Raw genomic sequence first — 17,035 nt, 5'->3', positions numbered from 1 at the left:
TGGATAGAAAACAACAAATGGACCTGATGGAAATTATTGAGGACCGCCATGGAAGATCGTCCACCATTATCGCCAGTCAACTACCTGTGGGAAGCTGGTATGATATTATTGGGGAAGCAAGCATCGCCGATGCCATTTTAGATAGATTGGTACACACTTCCCATCGAATAGAATTAAAGGGAGAAAGTCTAAGAAAAAAACTGTAATATTGTCATTAACTTATCTTTTTGACCAAAATCCTTAGAGGGGTCAGTATGGCCAGAACAGGGGGTCAGCATCACCATAATATCCACATTTGTACCCAATGGAAGTGATGAAAATTCTCGTGGTGAGTTTGTTTTTGGAGAAGTAAAATTGGGTGCAACTACTGAAATCGGTGACAATATTAAATTGATTGACGGCATTAAAAGTGTATACACAGGGAATGGCGCAAAAGGTTTTCGATTGACCTATTCTATAGAACAAACCGATAACTTCTCCCTAATAAAGGCCGGAGAGTATACAGCTACCTTAAAGTATACCTTAGCGGAATTATAGCATCTGAACAACAAATTATGAAAATTCCTGACCCAAGCGTTGGGAATTTTTGGTTCATATGGTCCTTACGAACCCCATTCCTCGCAATCTAAAAAATTGGTATCTTCATTAGCTTTAACGAATTGTCACATGTAGGACATCCCCTCATCCGTAAAATAGTTTCTATTTTTTGGGAGTAAGAAAGATTATTGGTTGAAAAAAAACAAAAATAAATATGTAACACTATGTAATTCCACCAAATGTTAAACACAGAAAAATACCAAGCTGACTATATTTAAAATTTCCCTATAAAAGTGTATCTAAAGAATCTCTTGAACTAGAATACGGCTCAGAAAAATGGCCCAGTTAATCAACTTTTTCCTTAAAATATTTCTGTTCGTTGCTAAAATAAATATTGAAATGCCACTCCCGTCCCCAAAGTAAGTATTAAAACTAGTCTGCTTAAAAGAAAGACCAAACCTTAAAATCGTTCCTCTTTTAAAAAAATAATGAAAGTTAGAGAAAGGATTTTGGTGCGAAAGCAGCTAAAAAAACATAAAAACATCGCCAATTTCAAGTCCAACCTACCCCAATATATCCTAGAAATGAAAGTTTATTTTCCTTAAAACAGCCCTAAAAAGTGACGTTCAAAACGGAAAATTAGAATCAAAAATCAAGCTTTAATATGCCTTTTTTCTCAAATCTACCCGTCAAATAATTGCTTAATTTTACCTAATTCACATCTAAAAAACTTCCCCCGTTTAGCTAAAAAAAGGATCAAAAAAGGTTCAATTTCAGGGATCATCTGGCCTTTGAATAGTACCGTTTTTAGATGTAAAACCAGCTAAAAAAATATAAATACATCACCTATTTCAAGTCCAACCTACCCCAATATATCCTAGAAATTAAAGTTTATTTTCCTTAAAACAGCCCTAAAAAGTGACGTTCAAAACGGAAAATTAGAATCAAAAATCAAGCTTTAATATGTCTTTTTTCTAAAATCTACCCGTCAAATAATTGCTTTATTTTACCTAATTCACATCTAAAAAACTTCCCCCGTTTAGCTAAAATAAGGATCAAAAAAGGTTCAATTTTAGGGATCAGATGGCCTTTGAATAGTAACGTTTTTAGATGTAAAACCAGCTAAAAAAACATAAATACATCACCTATTTCAAGTCCAACCTACCCCAATATATCCTAGAATTTAAACTTCATTTTCCTTAAAACAGCCCTAAAAAGTGACGTTCAAAACGGAAAAATAGAATCAGAAACCAGCCTTTAATATGGGCTTATTTTACAAATATACCCGTCAAAAAAATGCGTGATCCGACCTCAATCTCACCGAAAAAACTTCCCTTTTATCATTAAAATATGAATCAAAAATGGTCGGATTATAGGGTTCATCCAGCCTAATAAGACTTATTTTTTTGAAAGATATTAAACGAAATCAAGGAATATTTCTGGAATAAAAACAGCTGTAGAAACATAAATATTCAACTCTTTTTAAAGGTCAAATTACACTAAAATCAACTAAAATTTATACGTAGCTTTACTAAAAAAAAGGTCCATAATGGAATTAGAAATCCATTTTTAAGGAAAAAATAGACCTAAAAAATGCATTTTAGTTAGCTCAAATCCTTGGCAAAAGACCCAAAAACCAATCCTAGAATTAGACTAATAGGAGCTAAAACAACGCTCAAATTACTGCCAAAAAAAGAACTTTTCAAGCTACAAAAATCACTTTTTTACCATAAAATTTAGTGCCATTTCAGCTCCTTCCATAGCCGATTTTAGAGTTAAATGGAGCACCATTACACCCCTATTTTTCGTTGAATTTAGAACTAAAATTGAGTTTTTAAAGCCCCTAAAACAAGCCAAAATTCGATAAAATTGAGATTAATTCTAAGTTAATAAGAGCCTCAAAATAATTCCATTTTTAAGAAAAAATAGCGTCCAAAACCCTAGTTAAAAAGACTCTAATAAGAGGTAATTAAACTCCAATCAGGGACAAAGACACCCCAAAATAACTTTAAAATTGCAGCAAAAAAGTAAAATTAAGAAGGGTAATTTCCGTCAAATTGTCATGATTATTGGTAGAAACACAAAGCAATAAATCTCTAATTTCTTCTAAAAATAGGTTCGTTTATGGCCAATAAAATTTCCATAAATCAATTTTTTAACGGCTGATAAAATACTGGATACAACCTATCATAGGTTTACAAATTGATCTAAAACGGATTGTAATTTTGTTTAAATTTTAGAAAATAATTGGTATTTCTACGGCCAAAATTCAACTTTAAAAATTAAAATCTCCCCTCAAATCCAGGCATATTCACCGCGTATATACCTCTTTATTTATCACAGAATATACTTTTATATCCAGTTAAAACACCCTTAAAAAATATCATTATATGTAATTTAATAAATGATTACAACGCTATTTTTGATGAATATGAACGGTAAAGACCTCAAAAATTTACCGCTTCCCTCCTCCTATTTTCTCCTGAAAATCGACTTGAAATAACCAAGAATACCAGCCTAAATTTTGTAAAAATGGACCTACCAAAAAACATTTAGCATCAAAAAACAATTCAGAAACAGCCGTACCAAACGCCCAATTTACAATCCAAAATCAGACAGTTTATAATGGTTTATTCCATCTAAAAACACCTAAAATATAGCCGCAAAAAAGGGCATAAATAAGCTTTAAATAAGGCTTATTTCGAACGTTAAATACCCTCTAAACAAGGCTCTTTTATACGCGTTTAGCAGTCCATAAAAAACCATAAATATCGGCCTAATTTCTGACTATAAACCTGTACCTTATCTGAGGAAAAGTTTAAAAATAAGGGTTGTTTATCACGCTATTCCATAGGTTGGGAAATACCTTTAAAGCTATAGTTGTATACCAGAAAACCTATCCTATTACCGTATATGGTTCATCATCGAGAGACCGGATAAGAGCAGTTTTAAGGGCTCAAAGAAAATAAAATATCATCCTTATATAAGCTAGCAATCGAACTCTTATACCTATATATCTACCAAAAGGCCTGAAAATACCGACCTTTGAGTATACTTTTACAATAAACTGACAATCAGCTTATTAACAGGTTATCAACAGGCTTTAAAACAATATAAAACAACCGTAAATAAGAAATGGGATTCCCCTGTAATCGGGAATCCCATTTCTGAACTTACGGCAGACTTTCATTTTAAATCCAATCGATACAAAAGAACTGTCTATCAATATTTTATACTAATAATTTGCTATACACAAGGAATCTTTTCGATACGGTTTTGGTGACGCCCCCCTTCAAAAGCTGTGTTTATAAAGGTAGCAACCATATCCAATGCTTGGGGTAAAGAGACATACCTTGCCGGTATTCCCAATACATTGGCATCATTGTGCTCTTTTGCCAGTTTTACTATTTCAGTTGTCCAACAAAGGGCAGCCCTTACCTTTTGGTGCTTATTAGCGGTCATACAGGCCCCATTTCCGCTACCACAAATGATGATTCCAAGATCGGCTATTCCCGCTGTTACATCCTTGGAAACCGGATGTACAAAATCCGCGTAATCAACACTTTCCGATTGATCTGTCCCATAATTAGTGACCTCTATATTCATCGAATTTAAAAGTTCGACAATAGCATGTTTATATGCTGTACCCGCATGATCGTTACCGATGGCTATTTTCATTTTTAATGTACTAGTTTATGTTCTGGAATAAGATTTTTTGAGAGATATTAACAATGCTCCAAGACCGTATTTTTAGTAGATATTGGGCCTTTTTTATTCTCCAATCATTTATGGATGACAAGGCTTTGAGCAGGCCGTTATTTGATGTTATGTGCTGATTACTAATATACAACTAAGTCCAATTTCACTACGCAAATAGGGTTGTTAACAACATAATTTTTACAAAATCTGAAAAAGCTTGTTAGTTAGCTATTTAAGCTTAAAACACCAATGTTAACAAGCTGATGATAAAAAGTAAATAGTAAATTTTGATTTCTCGATTATATTTCCCTATAGAAAACAAAACCATCATAATATAATTTACTTCTCAAAATCTAATAATAAGTTATGAAACGATAAGCTTTCGTAGTTAACAATTATTTAAACTTTACTTATTAAAAATTTCATGTTAATACAGGTTATCAACAGGTGTTAATAACTGTGTTAAGAACTTGATTTATAATAAAAGTCCCCTCGGATAACTTGTCAATAAAGTCCAAAGATACTGTAAAACTAATTTCCAACCATAATTTTATTGCAACTATTAACAAACAATAATATCCACCAGTTTTTTTTAAATTTTAATAAAAAGAAAATAGTATATTATATAATTGTTGATAAGAACAATGCAGAAGTTTTACGGTAAGTTGATTCTAGTTTGATGGGACAATGGATTATAATTCGTAATTTTCCACAAATAATAAGTATTAATGTCGCAGAGAAAAAAGAAAGGTCAAAACAATAAAAGCAACGAAATAACAAAAGGAATCTTTACAGTTCTTGAAAAGGAACCTGGAAAGGCTTTTAATTATAAACAAATAGCTGCTAAAATTGGCCTTACCGATACCAAGGACAGAAACGATCTGATCAAAAAATTGGTGTCGCTAAAAGAGAAAAAAAGAATCGTAGAAGAAAGCCGTGGAAATTACAAGGCTATTGCTTCCACAAAATCATACCATACCGGTAGGGTAGATATCACCGGAAGAGGAAATGCCTATATCATTGTAGAGGGATTGGACGAAGATGTTTTTATTCCGTTCAATAAGTTAAAAAAAGCCTTTCATAAAGACACCGTAGAGGTGTATATTTTTCCAAAGAGGAAAGGAAAAAAACTAGAAGGCGAGATCACCAAAATTATAAGTCGAAATAAAATGGTTTTTGTGGGGATTGTAGAGATGCAAAAAAGTTTTGCTTTTGTACGTCTTACAGATCACAGAATGTATACCGATATTTTTATTCCAAAAGAAAAAATCGGAACTGCAGAAAATGGCGATAAGGTAATTGTAGAAATTGACGAATGGCCAGACAAGGCCGATTCCCCTTTTGGGACCATCACCGAAGTGTTGGGGAAACCAGGGGAGCACAATACAGAGATCCATGCCATCTTGGCAGAATATGGTTTGCCCTATGAATTTCCGGTAGAAGTAGAAAGGTTCGCAAATCAGTTAGATACTTCCATTAAAAAAGAAGAAATAGAAAAAAGAAGGGATCTGCGAGATACCCTGACTTTTACTATTGACCCAAAAGACGCCAAGGATTTTGACGATGCGCTTTCTTTTAAAATTTTGGAGAACGGAAATTATGAAATCGGAATCCATATTGCAGACGTTTCCCATTACGTGACGCCAGATTCTATTTTGGACGAGGAAGCTTACAATAGGGCCACTTCGGTTTATTTGGTCGATAGGGTAGTACCCATGCTTCCAGAAGTCTTATCGAACAACGCATGTTCGCTGAGACCCAATGAAGAAAAATATACCTTCTCCGCAATTTTTGAAATTGATGACAAGGCCCGGATAAAAGATCAGTGGTTCGGAAGAACGGTCATTAATTCTAACGAGCGATTCGCCTACGAAGAGGCGCAGCATATTATCGAAAATCAAAACGGGAATATTCCGGAAGAAATTTCGATTCGCGAAAAAGCATACAGTGTCAGTGACGAGGTGGTAGCCGCAACCTTGACCATGGACCGCCTTGCAAAAATTATGCGGAAGCAACGCATGGGTGAAGGAGCCATCTCTTTTGACAAGGTGGAAGTGCGATTTAACCTGAACGAAAATAGCGAACCGGTAGGTGTCTATTTTAAAGAAGCCAGGGACGCCAATAAACTGATTGAGGAATTTATGTTATTGGCCAATAGAAAAGTTGCCCAATTTATAGGAAAGCCCAAACCGGAAAAAACTTTTGTCTACCGAGTGCACGACGAACCCAATGAAGATAAATTAATGGCCCTTAACGGCATTGTATCCCGCTTTGGACATTCCCTTAACTTTAAAGACAGAAAATCTATTAGCAGCTCTCTAAATAAGCTTCTGGAAGATGTAAAAGGACGCAAGGAACAAAACTTGGTCGATACCCTAGCCATTAGAAGCATGAGCAAGGCAATCTATACCGTGGACAATATTGGACATTACGGATTGGCCTTTGATTATTACACCCATTTTACGTCGCCCATTAGAAGGTACCCAGATGTGATGGTGCACAGATTGCTTCAACATTATTTGGATGGGGGAGCCTCGGCAAAAGCAGATGTTTACCAAGATAAATGCAAACACTCCTCCGACATGGAAAGTTTGGCCGCCAATGCAGAACGCGATTCTATAAAATATATGCAGATCAAGTTTATGCAAGATCACCAGGACAAAGAATTTATTGGCGTAATTTCTGGGGTCACCGAATGGGGACTCTATGTAGAGATTATAGAAAATAAATGCGAAGGAATGATCCGTATTAGGGATATCAAAGATGATTATTATACCTTTGATGAAAAGGAATACGCCATTGTAGGGGAAAGACACAAAAAAACCTACCAATTAGGAGACGAGGTAATCGTGATGGTAAAGAACTCCGATTTAATTAAACGACATTTAGATTTTTCGCTTCTAGGAAAAAATAAATAAATTTTGTTCGCATAGAATTTGTTTAAAAATGGAAGGATTACACCTGGTGCATGACTTTTAAATAATTCTTGTATCCAGGTGATGTCTACAGCAGATTGGTCGTAAACTACATGGTAGGTTTACGGCTTATTAAAACTATAGATTTAAGCAGATGAAACAAATAATCGTAGGTGTTTTAGCCCTTGGGTTTGGTCTTCAAACCCTTTGTTCCCAAAATGAAAAAGTAATTCAGGAATTACAACCCTTCTCCCAAATAAAAGCTTTTGACGGCTTGTCTGTAAACCTCATTAAATCTGATGTGAACAAGGCCGTAATAAGCGGGGCCAATACCACCAAGGTAGCCATTGTAAACAATGATGGCGTTTTAAAACTCCGCATGGAGGTAGGGAAAATTTTCAGTGGGTATCGTACCTTTGTAAACTTGTACTATAGCGGGGAATTGGTCGTTATCGACGTAAATGAAGATGCCCGTATTTCTTGTGAATTGCCTATAAAACAAAAGGTTTTAGAGTTAAAGGCGCAAGAAGGGGGAGAGCTGAATATAAATGCCCAGGTAGAACAATTACTGATAAAAGCGGTTACAGGGGGAATTATTACTACCAGTGGAAAATCCTACAATCAGGATATCCAAATAAATACTGGCGGTAGCTATTACGGGAAAAATTTCAATACAAAATTCAGTACCGTCAATGTCAATGCCGGTTCTAGGGCAGACGTTTTTGCCACGGAGTATGTAAAGGCAACCGTGAAAGCTGGAGGCGAGGTTTTGGTGTACGGAAATCCCGCTAAAATGGATGAGAAAACCGTTTTTGGCGGTAAAATAACCAAAATGTAAAGAATTTAAATTTTATGATAGAAGATGTACAGGCAGCGATACCTCTAGGCTTTTTTTTGAGTTTTATGGTAGGTCCTGTTTTTTTTGTGCTTCTAGAGACGAGTGCAACAAAGGGTTTTAGAGCAGCCCTCTGTTTTGATATAGGAGTGATAATGGCCGACGTTCTTTTTATAACAGCGGCATATTTTAGTAGTTTTCAACTGTTGGAAAACCTGAGCAATCAACCGGGACTCTATGTTTTTGGAGGCGTTATTTTACTGGTTTACGGCCTCACCAATATTTTTAAAAAACATGCCAAGCACAAGAAAAATAAGATAAGGGTTACCAAAGGCGATTATGTCAGTTTGTTTGTCAAAGGGTTCTTACTGAACTTTATCAATATCGGCGTTTTGGTGTTTTGGCTTGGAATTATCATTGTCGTAGGCCCGAGTTTGGACAACGATCCCAACCGTATCTGGGTATTTTTTGGCGCTATGCTGGGGGCGTATTTTATTACGGATCTCGTAAAAATATTGTTGGCAAAACAACTCCGAAAATACCTGACTTCAAAGCGTATTCTTATGGTAAAAAAAGGCCTGGGAATTATATTGATCCTTTGCGGCATGGTATTGATTGTCAAGGGATTTTTGCCGATGGATAAATTGAATATCGAGAAAGGAATAGAACTCATGAAAGAAAAATAGGAGGGAAGTTTCGGTACTTTTTTCTGGCTAAGAAATAAGGTGCCGCACTGTTCCAAATCTGTTTTGTTTTTTTCTGCTCCCTATGTTTTTAGCCTTATTATTTGGGCGTTCCCTCCTTCGTCGGGCGGGCCCTTGGCTATATCCCTTGCTTCGCTACGGGGATGCCGCCGCGGTCCCTAACGCAAAATTTAATTAGCAATGTAAAATGTGCCAATTTGATTGAGGTTGGTATTATGAAGCACTAACATCGGCGGCTTGGGGTATTTTATCTATGTCGATTATCGCCTCCTGCCGCCCGAATAGGTCATCGCTTCCCCTTTTCCAAACCCGTAACTGATACCGAAGGTTATAAAACGTCCACGCCGACCAAAGTCATAAGTTTCAAAAGTTGGTTCTGATACAAAGCGTTCGGAAATTTGCGACTCAAATAAGTCTCGCACTCCTAAATTTACAATAGCTTTACCCTTGAATATTTTCTTGCGTACCCCTATATCCAAAAAAGCAAACCCGGTAAGCTTTCCTTGTACAGTTTTATAGCCAGACTGATAGTTTCCCGTAAGTTCTAGATCAATGTCTGCGGGGAATCCAATTTTAGAACCTAATTTTGAGGACCAACGGTTCCCGGAGAAATCAAATGTTTGCTCTAAAAAGCTTCCCTTTCTATCAAAGTAGTTCAAATTGAAATCTCCTGTTAGCGTAAGCCATTTGTTGGGACTGTATTTACCGTTCGTTTCAAACCCAAAAGAAGCGTTTGTTCCAATATTCTCTGGAGTAGTAAAGGTTACGTTATCTTCAAAAGTAGAAACACGCTCTACCACATCCGTAGTATGGCTATGGTATAAGCTTGAGCTCAATGAAGCTTTGCCAATCTTGTAAATACTGGTCAATTCGTAGGAATCTGTATACTCTGGTTGTAGATCTGGATTTCCTTTTCTGACATTAAAATTATTTCTAATATTGAAAAAAGGATTTAAATCCCATAATCTTGGTCTAAAAATACGTTTCGAATAGCCCGCTTGAAGCGAAAAATAATCATCTATTTTGTAGGAAGTATGTAAAGTGGGAAAAAAATCGGTGAAATTTTGGTCATTAAATTCTTCGGTATTGGTTAAGAGGGTGTTCAGCTGGGTATTTTCAAGTCTAAGGCCAGCCTTTATTCCCCATTTCTCCTTTTCATAGGCCCCTGTAGCATAAATTCCGAGAACTTTTTGATCGTATTCAAAATTATTGGTCAGGGCTTCATTTACTATATATTCGCCCTGTGTTAGGTCTCTCACTTCATAATCATTTCCAACATCGTTCATTACATATTGTACCCCGGTTTCTACAGTATATACATCGCTTAAAGGATTGGTATAATCCACTTTAAAGGTGTAATCAGCTTGTTGGAAATTGGTATCGGTTTGTTGGTCAGTAGTAGTATCTGTCCCAGATATCGTCGTATTTTTAAATTGAGAAGACTGCTCTTTTCCAAAGAAAGTTCCCAAAGCGCTTAGTTGTAATGTATGGTCTTCCTTGTTTTTAAACTGCTTCTTATAGTTCAGTTCATATTGCCATTTTGGGTTTGTAGCCTCCGTAGTTTCATCCCTAAGCCAACTAGTGACTAGCTCATTCTCCGAATTGAAAAATCTGAAATTGGTTTCCGAGGGCTGGTCTTCAATTTCGTACGCCAAGTTTCCGGATAAGGTTAGTACGTTCAATTCGTCGATATGATAGTCGGTACCTAAGGTAAGGTTAAAAAATCCCTCATTGCGATACGCAGTGCCCTCACTGAACACAACCTCCTTGTTGGTTAAATTTCGATTGAAGGCTTTATTGTCTTGCGGTAAGGATCGATACCCAGCACCCAATTGCGCAAATAAGTTAAAATCTTCTGTTCTGCGATTAAGGCTTATTCCCAAACTGTGATTATCGGGTGTTCCCGTATTTGCAGAAATAGAACCATTCCATCCCTTGTTCTCTTCCTTTTTGAGGATAATATTTAAAATTCCGGCAGTGCCAGATGCTTCGTATTTGGCGGAAGGGTTTGTAATTACCTCGATACTTTCTATCATATCGGCGGTAATTGTACCCAATGCATTACTAGACTGGTCGGCTAAAACAGAAGGCTTTCCGTTTATTAATATTTGTACCCCCGACTTTCCGCGAAGGCTTACTTCCCCTTCTATATTTACATTTACAGATGGTACATTATTAAGAACTTCCAAAGCACTTGCCCCCGTGCTGCTAATATCTTTTCCAACATTAAACACTCGTTTATCTAACTTGAAAACTGTTTTGGAAACTTCCCCGGTTATGACGGCTTCATCAAGAGCTTGGTTGTCGGGGACAAGATTAATAGTTCCCAAATTGACCATTGCATTTGACACTGAAAACTCTGTGATTGTTTTGGTTCGATATCCCATAAAACTTATTTCTATATAGAAATCGGTCTTGGAACTAGTAATACGGAACTTACCATTATCATCCGTGGTAGTACCTGTAATGATTTTGTTGTTGGTATTGTCCTTGAGTACAATGGTAGCGTATGGAACGGGCTGGGAGGTTTGTTCTTCAACTAAATTTCCGAAAACTTCTATGTCCTTTTCCTGAGCACATACGTTACCACTTGTAACTAATAGGAATAGTACGTACAATTTGGTTTTTATGAAAATCTTCATTTTATAATATTTTTTAGTTTTCTATTCATTTTTTCTGATTAACAGGACATTTATTGAATACTTGTAAGGTCCTGTAAGTAGAAGAGTGATTCATCCAACACTATAAAGGAACGCTTTTTTGATGATTTCAAAAGGATCAGAAATATGGACGAAGATTATTGCGGCCAAGATCTTTATTTCAAGGACTTAATGCCCAATGGGCAGGTAACTTTATGTTCCGAGTCCAAATAGTAAGGTTAAACCAAGAAATTTTCTAAAAACCAAAAGGCCTAACCCGTTTAAATTAAGTGCTGTGTTTTTATAGGGTCATTTCTTTTAAAAATATGATTCAACTCTTTCCATTTATTTTTATGAATCAACGGAAGCAAGATAATGGACTTGATTAAAATATAGCTCTGTAAACGACAGAAATTATGCCTCTAAGGACTGTATTACAGTTTACAATCAATAAGTTGTCGTTTAGGGGGAAGGAGAATATGATGAGATGGTTGCTAATTGTTTACTGCTTATTGTAAATTGATATGGGGCCCCTTACTGCTGATGCAAGTCGTGGCATTTTCCGTGCGGTCCTTTCTTTTCTATGATCCTTTGTTAATTGCTAACTGCTAACTGAAAACTTCCAAACGACATAACTTGATAACAAGATAACTTCATAACAGATTTCATATACTTCGCCGATTACTGTTCAGCGTTCACTATCATATGCCTAAAAATGTATTTGTTCAGTATTTAGCCGATGTCATATTGGCCGGTAGTCCCGCGATTTAGCCGGGTTACTGCTTACTGGTTACCGATTAGTGGCGACTGAATACTGACCTACCGTTCACCCTTTACTTTTTTCATTGTTTATTGCCAAATTGATTATTATTCATTGATTATCGCGTTAGGGATTGCAGCGGCATCCTTTTTTGGACGGCCTAGGCGTTTAAAAAAGATATAGCGGAAAGCGCGACCCGATAGGGGAACGCCCATTAAATTAGAGGCATAAAAAAAACCTTAACTAATTAAAGTTAAGGTTTTAGAGAGGCATCGAGCGGATTCGAACCGCTGTACAAGCTTTTGCAGAGCTCTGCCTAGCCACTCGGCCACAATGCCCTTTCGTTGTGCAAATGTAATAATTTTTTTAACTATCAAAAACTTAAAATCATTATCTTTTAGATTTTAGTGTTACCGTTACCTCGGCAACATCGCCTCCGATAGGCGGATTTATCTTGGTAACAGCTACTTTGGCCGTCCTTACCATCTTACTTTCCTTGAAAATTCTTTTTATAATTCGTTCTGCCACATGCTCTAAAAGTTTGGAAGGAACCTTCATTTCTTCTTTTACAATATGGTTGATCAGGACATAATCGACCGTATGTACAAGTTGATCCGATTTGGCAGCCTTTTGTAGGGAGGCCTTTACGGCCACATCTACACGGTAATCGCTACCGATAATAGTTTCTTCCTTTAAACAGCCATGATGGGCATATACCCTTATATTACTAACTTCTACCTTTCCCACGTTTTCAATAAATTTTATACAAACTTACTGCAATCCTTTTATTTGTGGATTATAAAATGCGCTAATTTGAAATGGCCAAGACTTGCTGTTAGCTGCTCTTAATAGGTACACCTACAGTTGCTAATCCCCTGGAATAAATCTACACCGATGGTAATGACGTGGGTACCGGTACTGTATCCCAAAATTTCGTTTAAGATAATCTGATAGGAATATCCAAAGTAGAAATTATTTTTTTTAAGACCTACCAAAGGGGCCACATAGTGTGGTTTCCCAATCTGATCGTTTAAAAACCTATAGCTGAGTCCGGCATAGTAATAATCTTGAAAATCGTACCATCTAAATTTCAGGTTTAAATCTGCCTCGGACCTTCCGTCGCTCTCAAAAAGTTTATAGAGCATGGAAGGCTCTATTTCCAAATTGCTGGCCTTGGATTGCTTGTAACGATACCCTGTATAGAGGTAAAAGTTTCTCAGGGTATTTGGTTCATAAATAGGATCGAAAAGGTTGATGTCCTTATTGATCAGGTTGGAGGCATTTACGCTTAGGTAAAAATTGTTTTTACGATAAAGCACTCCGATATCAAAGTTGTGGTTGTCGGTAGCTCTGTCATTGGTTACTCCGGGATCGAAGCCGGCATCGGTAAACTTTTCTATATCTATTCTAAACTGGTTGAAATTATAGGAGAGGCCAAAGGATAAAAATTCGTCCTCGTACCGGTCCAGGGTCAAATGATGGGCAAAAGAAAGTCGCGCTCCCTTTTGTTTGGTATAGCCGTTAGAATCGTTGTATAAAAAGAGTCCGACCCCAGATTTTTCTCCAAGTCTCATATCGCCAGCGAAAGATTGGGTCCTGGGGGCATCTTTAATTCCTACCCATTGCGCCAGACCGTTTATTCGGATCTTAATATGATCGCCAATTCCGGCATAAGAAGGAGATAGCACAAAGGGGTTATCTGCTAAATATTGGGAAAGTTGTGGCGAATTAAGTTCCTGTCCTGATGAGATTAGGATACTTAAAAGAAACATCAGGGGTATTACTCTTTTAATCATTTTTCTTGAAAATTAAATTCTTTATCTATACAAGGTAAAATGGCCTACAAACTCCCTGTCGTCATTTTCTCCTTTGAGCTTTATGATATACCAGTAATCTCCTGAAGGCAGTTCGGTGTTTTTATAAAGTCCGTCCCAGCCTTTATCATTGGCGCCCATTCGGTAAACCTTCCTACCATAACGGTCAAATACTACTGTTAGTATTTTTGGGAAGCCTTCTAAATTCTTCGGAGCCCAGAAATCGTTTTGGCCATCGCCATTGGGCGAAAAGAAATTCGGGATTTCAATATCTATGAATTCCATAAAGATATCGGCAGTGGTTTCGCAACCTTTTTCATCGATCACCGTCACCGTATAGGTACCTGTTTCCCTTATGTAGAAGGTGTTTCCGCTGTTACTTTCCTTCCCGTTGAATAGGTAAGTGTACTCTGGATACCCACCACTGGCGCCGGCCGTAATTTGGTTGATGGTCTTTTGTTCCAATACAAGTGCCAAGGGATCTATTTGGTCTATTTCGAAATCGAAAGTTTGTATACATCCATTGCTATGGGCTATGGCTACATAATGTTTCCCAGGGCCCAGGTTCGTGAAATTAGGCTCTAGGACCATGTCTTCCGGATCTGTGGAGTCTAGGGCATACATAAGCTCTGGTGCAACGCTAGGGTCTTCCAACATCAAGGAAATAGCGTTAGTAGGACTGTTGTCCTCACATCCGTAAGAAGGAGTTATGGTAGCATTTAAGTTTACGCCTGCTTCTATGGTCACCGCTATATTGGTCTCACAGCCCTGGGCATCCCTAACTAGGATGGCATAGGTGCCGCTGGCCAAATTGGTAAACTGCGTTCTGCCCACCACAAAGTCGCTTTCTGTCATAGAATTGATACTGGTTCTGTATGGGGCCGTTCCACCCTGGATGGCAACCCTAATAGACCCGTCTTCACTGCCAACACAAAGTTCCGGTTCTACCGCAGTAGCGCTCATTTCTAAAGGTAGGGGTGCTACAATGTCGAAATTAAAGACAAATGGCTTACAACCTTTGGAATCTTGAGCAATGACCGTATAAGATCCCGGTGCCAGATCGGTGAATTTATTTTTGGTATCAAACTGGTTTAAATTTGGGGATATGGCATATTGGTACACGCCGGTTCCTCCGGTTAAACCTACTTCAATGCTTCCATAACCATCGGCACACATAGGATTGGTTACAATTGGGGTGTTCGTGGTCAATGGGTTTCCTTCGCTAATAACCACTTGCTCCCTGTCGGTACAATCCTTACTGTCTACCTGGATATAATAGGTTCCCGCGGCCAAATTATTAAAGACGGCATTGCTTTGCGGACCTCTTACAACCGTCAACTGGTCTTGTGCCAATAGGGAGTAAGAATAGCTGCCCAAACCTCCAATGGCCTTTAGCTGTATGACACCGGTAGTTTCTTCAAAACAACTGACATCGACCACCTTGGTTGCTGTAATTTGCAAGTTGGGAATGGCATCGACGGTTACTTTATTAGAAAGGGGAGAAATACATCCGTTGGCATCCTTAATGTAATATTGATAAGATCCAACAGCTTGGTTTGTAATGTTTACGGAATTTCCGGCCATTGGGCTAAATACCCCGGAAGCGTTAGCGCTGTAGCTATAAGGAGCTGTTCCTCCTGTTGCCGTCAACCTTAGGTCTGCACCTACCGTACAGCTGTTTACATTGGTGATCGCTAGGGATGCGGTTACCTTCGTTGGTTCACTGATAAGCACCACTGAGGTAGTAACATCGCAGTTCCACCCATCAGTAACTGAAATAGAATAGTTACCGGTTGGCAAATTGGTGAAGGTATTGGCCAGCTGTGGGGCAGAGGAGGTTCCTACATCCAAATAGTTCAATATATAATTATAGCTGGCCGTAGCATCTAAGGCCGGTCTTCCTCCACCAGTAACATTGGCGGTAATAGATCCGGCAAAATCGCCTGTACACAAATTGTTGGCATTTACCGTTGCCGTGGCAGTAATAGGAGCTGGTTGTACAAAGGTCTCTGTCCTAAATACTTCACATCCGTTGATATCCCTGGCATAGATTTCATAGGTTCCTGCCGATAGACCGCTAAATACATTATTAGTGGTAAAATCGGATGGCATTGGAGCTGTTCCCTGGGAAATAGCATAGGTATAGTTGCCCCATCCTCCGTTGGCATTGGCCGTTATTTCGCCAAGCTCGGTACAGGTTAAGGGCGCCGAAATATTGGTCGATATTGCCAAGGGGCTGTTGGGCGATGCAATAGTTACCGTATTGGATGTGGTGGTACAGAAAGGAGTCTCTGTAGCGGTAATGATCACCCTGTAATTTCCTGCTGGGATACCACCGATGGTTAACGGATTCGTGGTGGTATTGGCAGCCGTTGCCGGTACTATTTGCATCCCTGTGCTCGTATAGACCTCATAAGAATAGGCACCGGAATAACCGCTAATATTTATTTCTAGGGCTCCGTCAGTACCTCCAAAACAGCTTACTGGTTTTGTGGCCGTGGCCAACACATCGATGGTATCATAAGGAGCAATCTCATAAGGAGCCGTGGTAAAGGTACAGCCGGTACTATTATCGGTGATCCGGAAAACATAGGTCCCTGGGGTCGTTAGATCAAAGTCGGCCGTTTGGCTCACCACATTCTGCGACGGACCGTTAGGTAACAGTTCATATGTAAAGTCGCCCGATCCTCCAGTAACCGTCAAACGAATTGTTTCGGGATTGGTACATGTTATTTCAGTGAGTTGAGAAACGTCTACTGCCGTTATTTTTGGCAATGGATTAACCGTTAAACTTTCTGTGGCCATACAACCGTTTTGGTCTTTTACCGAAAGGGTAATATTTTGGACCATTCCGGTATCTTTTATCGTAAAGCTATTGGTAGCAAAGAAATTGGTACCGTCTATGCTATAGAAATAAGGAGCGGTTCCGTTATTCGCGCTTGCCGTAATGGTTACTTCTGATACGGAATTATCTGGCTTACAGTTAAATTCGGTTTGACTAGAAGTTACGGAAAGCGGTAATGGTTCTGTAATGGTGATGGTTTCTGTAAAGTCACAACCCCTATCGGAACTTACGGTAATATCATAGTTGCCCGCTGCCAAGCCCGTAAACAGATTACTGCTCTGGGTGGT

General features: G+C 38.2%; 10 protein-coding genes and 1 tRNA gene. 5 read left to right on the top strand and 6 right to left on the bottom strand.

What is annotated here, in order from left to right; translation table 11 throughout:
• Together BUA16_RS17335 and BUA16_RS17330 are read left to right on the top strand one after the other, a co-directional pair.
• On the top strand, positions 1 to 206 hold a 206-nt coding region (locus tag BUA16_RS17335), incomplete at its 5' end, for an ATP-binding protein (protein WP_178338916.1).
• 148 nt (positions 207 to 354) lie between these two features.
• Positions 355 to 537, top strand: coding sequence for a hypothetical protein (locus BUA16_RS17330; protein WP_072765984.1), 183 nt, complete (start codon positions 355 to 357; stop codon positions 535 to 537).
• A gap of 3,246 nt (positions 538 to 3,783) precedes the next feature.
• On the opposite strand, the gene BUA16_RS17325 is transcribed toward BUA16_RS17330, so the two are convergent.
• Complete coding sequence (locus tag BUA16_RS17325) at positions 3,784 to 4,215, bottom strand: RpiB/LacA/LacB family sugar-phosphate isomerase (RefSeq protein ID WP_072765983.1); 432 nt, start codon at positions 4,213 to 4,215, stop codon at positions 3,784 to 3,786.
• A gap of 749 nt (positions 4,216 to 4,964) precedes the next feature.
• On the opposite strand from BUA16_RS17325, the gene rnr reads away from it, so the two are divergent.
• The 3 genes from rnr to BUA16_RS17310 all read left to right on the top strand — a co-directional run bounded on the left by rnr (position 4,965) and on the right by BUA16_RS17310 (position 8,672).
• Positions 4,965 to 7,154: a ribonuclease R gene (rnr, locus tag BUA16_RS17320; RefSeq protein WP_072765982.1), complete on the top strand. Its 2,190-nt coding sequence runs from the start codon at positions 4,965 to 4,967 to the stop codon at positions 7,152 to 7,154.
• Between the two features lie 151 nt (positions 7,155 to 7,305).
• On the top strand, positions 7,306 to 7,989 hold the full coding sequence (locus tag BUA16_RS17315; RefSeq protein ID WP_072765981.1) for a head GIN domain-containing protein: 684 nt from the start codon (positions 7,306 to 7,308) through the stop codon (positions 7,987 to 7,989).
• Positions 7,990 to 8,003: 14 nt separating this feature from the next.
• The gene (locus tag BUA16_RS17310; RefSeq protein WP_072765980.1) at positions 8,004 to 8,672 is read left to right on the top strand and encodes a LysE family translocator; all 669 of its coding nucleotides are present in this window, start codon (positions 8,004 to 8,006) and stop codon (positions 8,670 to 8,672) included.
• A gap of 278 nt (positions 8,673 to 8,950) precedes the next feature.
• Here the strand turns inward: BUA16_RS17310 and BUA16_RS17305 are convergent, their stop codons facing one another.
• The 5 genes from BUA16_RS17305 to BUA16_RS17285 all read right to left on the bottom strand — a co-directional run.
• Positions 8,951 to 11,332 (bottom strand): TonB-dependent receptor, encoded by a 2,382-nt coding sequence (locus BUA16_RS17305; protein ID WP_072765979.1) that lies wholly within the window; start codon positions 11,330 to 11,332, stop codon positions 8,951 to 8,953.
• A 1,024-nt stretch (positions 11,333 to 12,356) separates the two neighbouring features.
• Positions 12,357 to 12,427: transfer RNA gene (locus tag BUA16_RS17300), tRNA-Cys, on the bottom strand.
• A gap of 52 nt (positions 12,428 to 12,479) precedes the next feature.
• The gene (gene folB, locus BUA16_RS17295; RefSeq protein WP_072765978.1) at positions 12,480 to 12,836 is read right to left on the bottom strand and encodes a dihydroneopterin aldolase; all 357 of its coding nucleotides are present in this window, start codon (positions 12,834 to 12,836) and stop codon (positions 12,480 to 12,482) included.
• Between the two features lie 98 nt (positions 12,837 to 12,934).
• Positions 12,935 to 13,885: a PorP/SprF family type IX secretion system membrane protein gene (locus tag BUA16_RS17290; RefSeq protein ID WP_072765977.1), complete on the bottom strand. Its 951-nt coding sequence runs from the start codon at positions 13,883 to 13,885 to the stop codon at positions 12,935 to 12,937.
• Between the two features lie 21 nt (positions 13,886 to 13,906).
• Positions 13,907 to 17,035 (bottom strand): T9SS type B sorting domain-containing protein (locus tag BUA16_RS17285; protein ID WP_143150551.1); only part of this gene is annotated, 3,129 nt, incomplete at its 5' end.

The sequence above is a fragment of the Arenibacter nanhaiticus genome, from assembly GCF_900141935.1.
Taxonomy (GTDB): Bacteria; Bacteroidota; Bacteroidia; order Flavobacteriales; family Flavobacteriaceae; genus Arenibacter; species Arenibacter nanhaiticus.
The sequence above is the reverse complement of the archived record's forward strand: the minus strand, read 5'-3'. Positions and strand labels throughout refer to the sequence as shown.